Source organism: Leifsonia sp. NPDC058248 (assembly GCF_042881905.1).
Taxonomy (GTDB): domain Bacteria; phylum Actinomycetota; class Actinomycetes; order Actinomycetales; family Microbacteriaceae; genus Leifsonia.
This window is the reverse complement of record NZ_JBHVXB010000003.1, coordinates 77460-89109: the sequence shown is the minus strand read 5'-3', so window position 1 is coordinate 89109 and position 11650 is coordinate 77460. Positions and strand designations below refer to the sequence as shown.

At 69.2% G+C, this 11650-nt stretch carries 10 protein-coding genes; 6 read left to right on the top strand and 4 right to left on the bottom strand.

Going from position 1 to position 11650, the window contains the following annotated elements; all coding sequences use genetic code 11:
• Positions 1-145: 145 nt before the first annotated feature.
• Genes ACFVV5_RS05840 through ACFVV5_RS05825 form a run of 4 tightly spaced genes read right to left on the bottom strand, consistent with a single transcriptional unit; the run spans position 146 to position 4488 of the window.
• On the bottom strand, positions 146-1228 hold the full coding sequence (locus ACFVV5_RS05840) for a glycerate kinase (protein ID WP_387240371.1): 1083 nt from the start codon (positions 1226-1228) through the stop codon (positions 146-148).
• A gap of 4 nt (positions 1229-1232) precedes the next feature.
• Complete coding sequence (locus ACFVV5_RS05835; RefSeq protein ID WP_387240368.1) at positions 1233-2165, bottom strand: sugar phosphate isomerase/epimerase family protein; 933 nt, start codon at positions 2163-2165, stop codon at positions 1233-1235.
• Between the two features lie 41 nt (positions 2166-2206).
• Positions 2207-3367 carry a dihydrodipicolinate synthase family protein gene (locus tag ACFVV5_RS05830; protein ID WP_387240365.1) on the bottom strand — a complete coding sequence of 387 codons (1161 nt, stop codon included), beginning with the start codon at positions 3365-3367 and terminating at the stop codon, positions 2207-2209.
• On the bottom strand, positions 3364-4488 hold the full coding sequence (locus ACFVV5_RS05825) for a Gfo/Idh/MocA family protein (protein WP_387241302.1): 1125 nt from the start codon (positions 4486-4488) through the stop codon (positions 3364-3366). Before ACFVV5_RS05825 ends, ACFVV5_RS05830 begins: the two co-directional genes overlap by 4 nt.
• Before the next feature lie 201 nt (positions 4489-4689).
• Here ACFVV5_RS05825 and ACFVV5_RS05820 point away from each other — a divergent pair, with 201 nt between their 5' ends.
• The 6 genes from ACFVV5_RS05820 to ACFVV5_RS05795 all read left to right on the top strand — a co-directional run bounded on the left by ACFVV5_RS05820 (position 4690) and on the right by ACFVV5_RS05795 (position 11429).
• The gene (locus tag ACFVV5_RS05820) at positions 4690-5382 is read left to right on the top strand and encodes a ThuA domain-containing protein (RefSeq protein WP_387240362.1); all 693 of its coding nucleotides are present in this window, start codon (positions 4690-4692) and stop codon (positions 5380-5382) included.
• Positions 5383-5564: 182 nt separating this feature from the next.
• A complete protein-coding gene (locus ACFVV5_RS05815) occupies positions 5565-6575 on the top strand; it encodes a hydroxyacid dehydrogenase (RefSeq protein ID WP_387240359.1) in 1011 nt (336 codons plus the stop codon).
• Between the two features lie 46 nt (positions 6576-6621).
• A complete protein-coding gene (locus ACFVV5_RS05810) occupies positions 6622-8046 on the top strand; it encodes an aldehyde dehydrogenase family protein (RefSeq protein ID WP_387240356.1) in 1425 nt (474 codons plus the stop codon).
• Between the two features lie 59 nt (positions 8047-8105).
• On the top strand, positions 8106-9431 hold the full coding sequence (locus ACFVV5_RS05805) for an ABC transporter substrate-binding protein (protein ID WP_387240353.1): 1326 nt from the start codon (positions 8106-8108) through the stop codon (positions 9429-9431).
• Positions 9432-9537: 106 nt separating this feature from the next.
• On the top strand, positions 9538-10530 hold the full coding sequence (locus ACFVV5_RS05800) for a carbohydrate ABC transporter permease (RefSeq protein WP_387240350.1): 993 nt from the start codon (positions 9538-9540) through the stop codon (positions 10528-10530).
• Positions 10527-11429, top strand: coding sequence for a carbohydrate ABC transporter permease (locus ACFVV5_RS05795; protein ID WP_387240347.1), 903 nt, complete (start codon positions 10527-10529; stop codon positions 11427-11429). Before ACFVV5_RS05800 ends, ACFVV5_RS05795 begins: the two co-directional genes overlap by 4 nt.
• Positions 11430-11650 lie beyond the last annotated feature (221 nt).

Below are 11650 nucleotides of genomic sequence, written 5' to 3'. Positions count from 1 at the left end.
CGGGGCTACGGGTGGGGTTTTTGTTTCACTATCTTCTTCATCGTCCCACTCACCGCCCCAAAACACCTACACTTTGGAACAACTCAGCGGTGGGGTGGGTGTGGGATGACGGAGCGGTGACGGCAGCGCCAGCGCCGCGGCGTGATCAGGCCCGGGCGAGGGCGGCGCCCGCCGCGTGGGCCCAGTGCGGTGCGTCCGAGAGGGCAGAAGCCGGGTCGCCGGCGAGCTCGCTGAGCGAGGCGGAGGCCGCGAAGGCGGTCGTCGGCGCCTCGATCGCACCGGCGGCGAGCAGCACCGGAACGCCGGACGTCTTCGCGAGCCGGGCGACGTACGCCGGCACCTTTCCCGCGAGCGACTGCGAGTCGAAGCGTCCCTCACCGGTGATCACCGCATCCGCCGACCTCACCAGCTCCGGAAGGCCGAGCGCCTCCCCGACCGCGGCTGCCCCGGGAGCGAGCGTCGCGCCCCAGGCGAGCAGTCCGTAGCCGGTGCCGCCGGCCGCCCCGGTTCCCGCTTCGTGCGGACGACGGCCGAGCAGTCGCGCCAAACGCTCGAGTCCCGCCTCCATCTCGACGATCTGTTCGGGGGTCGCCCCCTTCTGCGGACCGAACACCGCCGCGGCGCCGAGCGATCCGAGCAGCGGGTTGGTGACATCGCTGAGGATGCGCACCCCGCCAGGCGGCAGCGCAGGCAGACCCGAGAGGTCGGCGTGGGCGAGGGTGCCGAGACCGCGATTGCCGAGCCGGATGGGCTGCCCGTCATCGTCGGAGAACCGCGCGCCGAGCGCCACGAGGGCTCCCACCCCGCCGTCGGTGGACGAGCTCCCGCCCAGGGCGAGCAGCAGTCCCATCGCCCCCGCGTCGAGGGCTGCGGCGATCGCCTGGCCGAAGCCGAATGTGTGGGCGTCGAGCGGGGCGAACTCGCTCAGATGCGCAAGGCCGCTCGTCTCGGCGAGCTCGACCACGGCTGTGCGGTCGGGGAGCATGAGCCACGACGCCTCGACGTCGACCCCGGTCGGGCCGAGCACGGTCAGTCGCCGTCGCTGGGATCCGGGCACCGCTTGCTCGAACGCGTCGAGCGTGCCCTCGCCTCCGTCGGCCATGGGAGCGAGCACGACACGGTCGTCGGGGCGGACCGAGGACCATCCCTCCCCCAGTGCCGAAGCAATTGCAGGGGCCGACGCCGAACCCTTGAACGAGTCGGGCGCGATGACGACGGTGTATGGCATTCCTCTACAGTGTCACGGATTCGGCGAAGGCTCGAACAGTTCGCGCGACGACGGCGGCCGGATCGGCGTCCCAGATCGCCTGATTGAAGATCTCGACCTCGATGTCGCCGATGTATCCGGCGGCCGTGACGGCCCGGCTGAGCGGGCCGAAATCGATGTGGCCGTCTCCCATCATCCCGCGCGCCAGCAGCACATCCTGAGGGAGCGGCGTGACCCAGTCGCACACCTGGAAGCTCGCGATCCGTCCCTCTGCCCCGGCCCGGGCGATCTGCTCGATCACCTGCGGATCCCACCAGACATGAAACGTGTCGACCACGACGCCCACCGACTCCGCCGGGAACTCTGCGGCGACGTCGAGGGCCTGACCAAGCGTCGAGAGCACGGCGCGGTCGGCGGCGTACATCGGGTGCAGTGGCTCGAGGGCGAGGGTGACACCGGATGCCCGTGCCTCGGGTTCGAGCTCGGCGACCGCGTCGCGGACCCGCTGACGGGCGCCCGGCAGGTCGGTCGATCCGGCGGGCAGTCCGCCTGCAACCAGGACGAGGACGGCGGCGGAGCCGTCAGCACCGGCGGCCGCAAGCGTCGCGGTCTCGTCGATGGCGCGGCGGTTCTCGTCGATGGAGGCCCGGCGGGCGGCGCCTTCGACCGCGGTGAAGAAGCCGCCGCGGCAGAGGCTCGAAACGCGCAGCCCCGAGTCGGACACGCGGGCGACGGCCTCCGAGAGGCCGACCTCTGCGACCGACTCGCGCCACAAGCCGATGCTCTGCACGCCGGCCGCCGCGGTGACCCGCAGCGCGTCCTCCAGCGACGCGTACTTGATCGTTGCCTGGTTGATCGACAACCGCCGATGCGCCGCACTGCGCGCGCCCACCTCCGCGCCGCCCACCTCGTCGAGTCCGGACTTGCTGGCCTTTGCGGCGCCCGTTCGACCCATCAAGTCAGGACTCGATTGCGGGTCGGCTCCGGGTGCGGCGGCGGTCATGCGGGGAGCCCGTTCAGGCGCAGGAGGCTATGCCAGCGGTCGGCGGCGAGCTCCGGATGCTCGAGGGCGCCGCATCCGTTCGCGAGGCGCACGATCTCGGAGAGGTGCGGCAGGCTCCGGGCCGCGTGCAGGCCGCCGATCATCGTGAACGACTCCTGGTGCCCGTTCAGCCAGGACACGAAGGCGACACCCGTTTTGTAATAGAACGTCGGCGCGGCGAAGACCTGCCGCGAGAGCGCCTCGGTCGGGGCGAGCACCGCGCGATACCGGGCGCGATCGCCGGCGTCGAGCGCCTGAATGGCCGCGGATGCGCTGGGGGCGAGGGCCGCGAAGGCGCCGAGCAGAGCATCCGAGCGCGTCGACTCGTCGCCTTCGATCAGCCGCACGTAGTTGAAGTCGTCGCCGGTGAACATCGCGGCCGTCTCGGGGAGGCGGGAGCGCAGGGCGATCTCGGCGTCCGCATCGAGCAGGCTCAGCTTGATGCCGCTCACCCGGTCGGCGTTGTCGCCGATGATGCGCAGAACCGTCTCGCTCGCCACCGTCGGATCCGGCGACCCGAAATATCCGGCGAGCGCCGGATCGAACGCGACCCCAAGCCAGTGCAGGATGACCGGGGTCGAGGCTGCCTGCAGCACCGCCCGGTACACCCGTTCGTAGTCGGCGGCCGAGGTGGCGACGCGGGCGAGGTGGCGACTGGCCATCAGGACGACTCCGGCGCCCGCGTCCTCGGTGAACTGCAGCTGCTCGGTGTAGGCGTCGATCACGGCGTCGAGCGAGATGACCTCGTCGTCGACGTGGTCGGTGTTGACGCCGACCACGAGGGCGCCTCCCACGGAGCGGGCCTCGGCGGCGCTGCGGGTGATGAGCTCGCGCGTCGCGCGGGCATCCAACCCCATGTTGCGTTGTGCGGTGTCCATCGCGTCGGCCACGCCCAGCCCCCACGACCAGACATGGCGCCGGAACGCGAGCGTCGCATCCCAGTCGATGTCGGCGGGGGCGCCCGGCACGTTCTCGGCCCACGGCTTCGGAACCACGTGGGCGGCGGCGTACGCGGTGCGCGAGGTGAGCGAAGCGGCCGGCTTCGTGAACGCGGGGGCGTCCGCGAGGGCGACGGATGCGGTGCCGCCGTCCCCGTTCAGCAGGGTCAGGTCGCTCATAGGGTCACCTCGGGGAGGTCGATGCGGCGGCCTTCGCGCGAGGAGATCAGGCTCTGTTCGGCGAGCAGCACGCCCCGCGCGCCCGCGAGGAAGTCGTACGGGTTGGGTCCGTCGTCGACGACGTGGCGGATGAACTCCTCCCACTGCGTCTTGAACCCGTTCTCGAACGTCTCGTTCGCCGGCGACTCGATCCAGTCGGCGTCGTAGTCGTGCCCGTCGGCGATGTCGGGGTTCCACACCGGTTTGGGCGTGGCGTTCCGGGGCTGGATCTTGCAGCCGAAAAGCCCGACCACAGCGCTGCCGTGGGTGCCGTCGACCTGGAACTCGACGAGCTCGTCCCGGTTGACGCGGGTGGTCCAGCTGGAGTTGAGCTGCGCCGTGATCCCGCCCTCCAGTTCGAAGATCGCGTACGCGGCGTCATCCGCCGTGGCTTCATAGCTCGCGCCGCTCTCGTCGACACGCTCGGGGATCTCGGTCACTGCTCTGGCGTAGACCGACTCGACGCGGCCGAACAGGTTCTCGAGCACGTAGCTCCAGTGCGGGAACATGTCGACGACGATGCCTCCGCCGTCCTCGGCGCGGTAGTTCCAGCTGGGTCGCTGGGCGGCCTGCCAGTCGCCCTCGAACACCCAGTAGCCGAACTCGCCCCGCACCGACAGGATCCGGCCGAAGAATCCGGAGTCGATGAGCCGCTTGAGGGTGCGGAAGCCGGGCAGGTAGAGCTTGTCGTGGACGACGCCGTTCTTGATTCCGGCGTCCCTGGCGAGGCGCGCCAGCTCGAGCGCTTCCTCGAAGCTCGCGGCGGTGGGCTTCTCGGTGTAGACCGCCTTGCCCGCGGCGATCGCCTTTTTGATCGCGGATGCTCGGGCCGTCGTCACCAGGAAGTCGGCGTAGATCTGCCAGCGGTCGTCGGCGAGCGCAGCATCCAGGTCGGTCGTGTAGTGCTCGACGCCGTGCCGGGCGGCGAGTTCGGCGAGTTTGGCCTCGCTGCGCCCGACGAGGATCGGCTCGACCTGCACCCGGCTTCCGTCGGCACTGACGACCCCGCCCTGCTCTCGGATCGCGAGGATCGAGCGCAGCAGGTGCTGGCGGTACCCCATGCGCCCCGAGACGCCGTTCATGATGATGCCGATGGTCGACTCTGACACTGGAACTCCTTCCTATCCGCTGATGGAAAGCGCTTACCGAGCGCCCACCCGAGAGTAGCGCGCGCTCTTCGGCGCGTCAATGAGAGGTGCCGAACGGCCCCCGTTCCCGCCGCGAGCGGCACGTCTCCCATCTCTCGCGGACACGGCTGGCGAGAAAGCGCTTACCATCGGTCCATGACCCAGCGAGCCCTCATCCTCAGCGGCGCCGGACGATACGCCGACCCCTGGCATCCGTTCGCCGACACCTCGGCACAGCTCGCGGGGATCCTCCGCGACGCGGGCTTCGACGTCGAAGTCTCCGACGAGGTCGACGCCCGGATGGCCGCACTGGGCGGCCCGGATGCGCCCGACCTCCTGGTGCTCAACATCGGCGACCCCGAAAACACCGCTCCCGAGCATCCGGAGCCGGTCGCTGAGCGGAAGGGTCGCGACGGCCTGCTCGCGTACCTCGCGAACGGCCGGCCGCTGCTGGCGATGCACGTGACATCGACGTCCCTGCACGGGGTCCCGGAGTGGGAGGGAATCCTGGGCGGCGTGTGGGTGCGCGGCACGAGCATGCACCCGGACTACGGCACGGCGCGCATCCACGTGCATCCGGATGCCCACCCGATCGTCGCCGGACTCGACGACTTCGAGCTCCAGGACGAGCGCTACACGTATCTGCGCACGCAGCCCGACCTGGTGCCGCTGGCGACGCACGAGCACGACGGCGCCGAGCATCCGCTGCTCTGGGCGCGCACCTACGGCGACGCCCGTGTGGTCTACGACGCGCTCGGGCACGACAGCGCTTCGTACCATTCGGCGTCTCATCGCGCCATCGTCGAGCGTGCCGCCCGCTGGCTGACCGCCGGTCGCCCCGCTCGCTGACCGGCCGGCGCGGCGGCCGCCCCGCCCCGCAGCTTCCGGGACTCTCAGAGGGCGTCGCGCGACTCTCAGAAAGTCAGGCTTGACGAATGCCCGGCGAGGACTCAAGATGGGGAATGCGCATTCTGGGAATGCGCAATCCCGTCACCGGAACTCCCCCGGTGGCAGCCCCTGAGGAGTCGACGATGACAGAACGACGCAAGCCCGTCGCCGCCTTCGCCATGCGCGCCGACCTGCCCGCGCTCCTCTTCTCCGACGACGACCTCGTCGCCCTCGCCGGCCTCCTCGACCTCGACACCGCGCACACCCTCGACGACTTCACCGCCGTCCCGGCCGAACGCCTGGCGGAGATCGACGTGCTCATCACCGGCTGGGGCAGCCCGCAGATCGGGCCGGCCGAACTCGCGGCGATGCCCCGGCTGACTGCGGTCGTCCACGCGGCCGGAACGGTCAAGGGCCACCTCGACGACCTGGCCTGGGACCGCGGCATCCGGGTCACCAGCGCCGCCAGCGCCAACGCCTACCCCGTCGCCGAGTACACGCTCGCGATGATCCTCCTCGCCGGCAAGCGCGTCCCCGACTCCATCCGCGGCTACGCCGCCGATCCCGCCGTCTACGACGCGGCGGCCGACCCGGCTGTCGGCAACTACAACCGCACCGTCGGCATCGTCGGCGCCTCCCGCGTGGGCCGCCGGGTGATCGAACTCCTCCAGCCGTTCGACCTCGAAGTGCTGCTCTACGATCCGTACCTCGCCGACGGCGATCCCGTGCTCGCCCAGTCGCGCCGCGTGGGCCTCGACGAGCTCTTCGCCCAGTCCACGATCGTCAGCGTCCACGCTCCCCTGCTGCCCGAGACGGTCGGGATGGTCGGACGCGACCAGCTCGCCCTGCTGCCCGACGGCGCCACCGTGATCAACACCGCGCGGGCGCCGATCGTCGACCAGGATGCCCTGGAGTCCGCCGTCCGCGAGCGCGGCCTGCGCGCCGTCCTCGACGTCACCGACCCCGAGCCCCTCCCCGCCGACCATCCCCTTCGCCGCCTCGACGGCGTGATCCTCACCCCACATGTGGCCGGGGCGCTCGGCACCGAGCTCCGCCGCCTGGGCGAATGCGCCCGGCATGAGGTGGAGCTGTTCGTGGCCGGGGAACCCGCCGAACATCCTGTGACGAAAGAAGCTCTGATCGCCGTTGCCTGAGATTCTCGATGAGACAGCCACACTTCCTACGCGCCCGGAGGCACGAATGCACGAAATCCGCGAATACCACGCCCAGGTCTTCATCGACGGCCGCTGGGAGCGCCCTGAGGCCGGCGACGGCCTCCCCGTGCTCGACAAAGCGTCGGGCACGCCGCTCGGCACCTACGGCAACGCCTCGCAGGCGCAGGTCGACCGCGCGGTCCGGGTGGCCAAGGCGGCTCAACCCGGCTGGGGCGCGGTCAACGCGAACAGCCGCAGCGAGATCATCCGGGAGTTCGCCCACCAGCTCCAGTCGCGACACGACGAGCTCATCACGCTGATCATCCGCGAGACCGGCGGCACCGCCGAGAAGGCCGAGGAGGAACTCGGCCAGGCGATCACCCAGCTGCTCAACTCGGCGACGCAGCTCACCGAGAACGCCGGATCGATCCTGCCGCCGTACAAAGACGGCAAGATCTCGCTCTCCCGGGCCGTGCCGCTCGGCGTGATCGGCCTGATCGTGCCGTGGAACTACCCGATGAGCCTCGCGATGCGCGCCCTCGCGCCCGGCCTCGCCTACGGCAACGCCGTCGTGCTCAAACCGGCCGAGCTCACGCCGATCGCGGGAGGGCAGATCCTGGCGGAGGCGGCGCAGGCCGCCGGAGTGCCGGACGGCGTGTTCAACGTCGTGCCCGGCGACGGGCCCACGACCGGTCGCACGCTCTCCGAGCATCCGGAGCTCGACCTGGTGCACTTCACCGGATCGTTCGAGGTCGGACACCAGATCGCGAACTTCGCCGCCCGCTCGTTCAAGCCGGTCGCCACCGAACTCGGCGGCGACAACGCCTTCGTCGTGCTCGACGACGCAGACATCGACCAGGCCGCCAGCTGCGCGGTGTGGTCCGCGCTCTGGTATCAGGGCCAGACCTGCATCACCGCCGGACGCCACATCGTGATGCGGGAGGCCGCCGACGCCTTCACCGAGGCAGTCGTCGAACGCGTCAGGAAGCTGCGCGTCGGCAACCCCCTCGATGACGACGTCGACCTCGGCCCGATCATCAGCGAGACGCAGCTGCGCCGGTTCCACGACGGACTCGTCCGGCCCTCGATCTCCGCCGGGGCCGCAGTGGCCGTCGGCGGCGGCCACGACGGCCTCTTCTACCAGCCGACCGTGCTCACCGGGGTCACCCCCGAGATGCCGGTCTTCACCGAAGAGATCTTCGGCCCGGTGATGCCGATCACCGTGGTCGACTCCGAAGCCGAGGCGCTCGCCCTCGTCAACCGGCACCGCACGCTCATGAACTCGGTGTTCACGGGAGACCCGATGCGGGGTCTCGCGTTCGCCGAACAGGTCAAGAGCAACGAGGTGCACGTGAACGACGGCTACGCCCGGCACGGTGGCGAGGGACAGCTCGCCGGATTCACCCATCGGCAATGGATCGGCCTCCAGACCACACCGACGAGCTACCCGGCCTGGGCCGAGTCGCGCTGACGACCACCGATCCTGTCCCGCACCACGCACGCACAACCCCATCAAAGGAGATGTACACAGTGAGAAAGTCAACGCTGAGGACTCTCGGCGCAACGGTCGGCGTCCTCGCCGCCGCGGCGACGGTCCTGACCGGATGCTCGAGCACGGGCTCCGGCGACAACGCCAGTGCCGGCTCCGGCGGCAAGGTCACCCTGAGCTTCGTCAACTGGGACGGCGGCATGCAGGCCGTCGTCGACGAGTGGAACAAGGCGAACCCGAACATCCAGGTGAAGCTGACCAAGCCGTCCGGAACCGGCTACACGCTCTACAACAAGCTCATCACCAACAACAAGGCCGGCACGAACCCGGATGTGACCGAGGTCGAGTACCAGGCGCTCCCCGCCCTGATCGCGAACAACGTCGTCATCCCGATCGACAAGTACGTCGGCGACCTGTCCGGCGACTTCTCGAAGTCGGACCTCTCGCAGGTGCAGTTCGAGGGCAAGACGTACGGCGTCCCGCAGAACGTCTGCCCAATGGTGTTCTTCTACCGCAAGGACATCTGGGACTCCCTCGGCCTGAAGGCGCCCACCACCTGGGACGAGTACGCCGCCGACGCCGCGAAGATCCACGCGGCCGACCCGAAGAAGTACATCGGCAACTTCACCGCGGCCGACCCGGGCTGGTTCGCCGGTCTCGCGCAGCAGGCGGGGGCCAACTGGTGGACGACCTCGGGCAGCGACAAGTGGACCGTCGCGATCAACGACGCCCCGAGCAAGAAGGTCGCCGACTTCTGGGGCGGACTGATCAGCAAGGGAGTCGTCAGCCCCGAGCCGAACTGGTCGGCGCAGTGGAACACCGACATGAACAACGGCACGCTCGTCGGCTGGGTGGGCGCGCAGTGGGGACCCAACCAGCTCCCGTCGATCGCGAAGGACACCGCCGGAAAGTGGGTGGCCGCCGCGCTTCCCGCCTGGACCGCAGGTGACGACACGGTCGGCATCTGGGGCGGCGAGACCGAGTCGGTGACCACCAACTCGAAGCACCCCGCCGAAGCGGCCAAGTTCGTGAAGTGGATGAACTCGTCCAAGGACGGCGTCAGCTCGCTGATCACGAACGTGCAGGTCTTCCCCGCGAGCATCCCGAACCAGTCGCTGCCGCAGCTGCAGACCCCGCCGCCGTTCATGTCCAACCAGCCCGACTACAACGCGCTGATGGCCACCGCGGCCAAGGGTGTCCGCACCTTCGACATCTGGGGACCGAACGCGAACGTGACGTTCGACTCGTACTCGAACTCGTTCGCCGCCGCCCTGCAGAATAAGACGCAGCTCTCCGCCGCGCTCGACAAGATGCAGACCGACACGGTGACCGACATGAAGAAGATCGGATTCAAGGTCACGGGCTGACCCCGCCGACCCGACCGATCGCCACGAACCGGCGCCGGCGGCCAGAGCACGACTCGGCCGCCGGCGTCGCACCACGCTCCACCTCCCACCCCTGAGGAGAAACAGAATGGCCGTCATCGGAGACAGCACCGCGTCGGGGCCGCCGCGCGCGGGCGCATCCCGCCCACGATCCCGTGACACCGCATCCGGCGCGCGCGACACGGGCGGGCAGCCGCGCCCGCGCCGCCGCAAGAGCATCCTGCCGATCGTGCTCGTGGCCCCGGCCGTGATCCTGCTGGTGCTGTTCACGATCGCACCGGCCGTCTACGCGATCGTCCTCAGCTTCCTGCAGGTCAAGGTCGGAGGCGGCCTGCTCGGCGCCGGCGGGACCACCGAGGTGTTCGCCGGCTTCGCCAACTACATCACCACGCTCGCCGACCCGGAGTTCTGGGCGAGCCTCGGCCGGATGCTCATCGTGGCCGTCATCGGCGTGCCGCTCACCATCTTCTTCGCCACCCTCTTCGCGCTGTGCCTGGACGCCAAGCGGACGCGGCTGGTCGGCTTCTCCCGGCTCGCGATCTTCCTGCCGTACGCGGTTCCCGGAGTCGTCGCCTCGCTGCTCTGGGGCTTCATGTACCTGCCGGCCACCAGCCCGATCGGCGGCCAGATCATCGACTACTTCGGCACGACCGGCATCTACTTCTCCGTGGCCAACGTGGCCGTCTGGGGTGTCGTCGGGTTCAACATGGTGATCCTGTACACCGCCGTGCGCAGCCTGCCGAAGGACCTGTTCGAGGCGGCGGAGCTCGACGGGGCATCCGAGTTGCAGATCGCCTTGCGTGTGAAGCTCCCCCTCATCGCCCCGGCCATCACGATGGTCGCCCTGTTCTCAGTGATCGGCGCGCTGCAGCTGTTCAACGAGCCGACCACCCTGAAGCCGCTCGCCAACGCGATCTCGTCCACCTGGGTGCCGCTGATGCGCGTGTACACCGACGCGTTCGTCAACAACAGCATCTACGAGGGTGCGGCGACGTCGTTCATCCTCATCATCATGACCGTCACCGCGACGGTGCTCGTGAACGTCGTCGGACGGCGCTTCTCGCGGAGGGAGACCAAATGACCACGCTCACCACCACGGCCGGCGGCCGCACGACGGCTCCGGATGCCCGCCCGCTCCGCACCCGCACCGGGCTGCACATCATCCCGACGGTCATCCTGATCATCGGTGCCCTGTACTGCGTCCTCCCGGTGCTCTGGATCGTCATCGCGTCGACCAAGACCAACGACGAGCTGTTCTCGACGCCGGCCTTCCTGCCCGTGTTCAACGGCGGCTTCTGGACCAACATGCAGGCGCTGTTCACCTATAACAACGGAATCTTCGGCCGCTGGGCGCTCAACTCGGTGATCTACGCCGTCGGCGGAGGGGTGCTGTCGACGGTGATCGCCGGGGCGGCCGGTTACGCGCTCGGCAAGTACACGTTCCGCGGGTCCCGGTGGACGTTCCGGCTGATCGTGGCGGCCGTGCTGCTGCCGCAGATCATGCTGGCGATCCCGCAGTTCCTGCTGCTCGCGAAGTTCGGGATGACCAACAACTATGCGTCGGTCATCCTGCCCCAGCTGGTCTCGCCGTTCGCGATCTACCTCTGCAAGATCTACGCGGAGGCCTCGGTGCCGGACGAGATCATGGAGGCGGCGCGCATCGACGGCGGCAGCGAGTGGCGGATCTTCTGGTCGGTCGGATCGCGGCTGATGATGCCGGCACTGGTGACGGTGTTCCTGCTGCAGTTCATCGGCATCTGGAACAACTTCCTGCTGCCGTTCGTGATGATCAACAACGACCAGCTCTACCCGCTGACGCTCGGCCTGTACGGACTGATGATCATCACCGGTGGGCAGGCGGCGCAGTATTCGATCGTGATCGCGGGCGTCCTGGTGTCGATCGTGCCGCTGGCGATCCTGTTCCTCTCGCTGCAGCGCTACTGGAAGATCGACCTGATCTCGGGCGGCGTCAAGATCTAGGCCGGCGGCTCCTGAATTCAGGTCGGCAACTCCGGAGGATTCGCGCGGTCGGTGGCGTGTCGGAGCGTTCATCCGGAGTTGAGGGACCATTTCGGCTGGGTCCTCCGGAATTGCTCGCGCCGCCCGCCAGGGCAGAGACTGGCGTCGGCAACTCCGGAACCGGGATGCGGAAAGCTTCCGGATGTCCGGAGCAGCAGTCCGGCGAGCAGCCGATCCGCTCA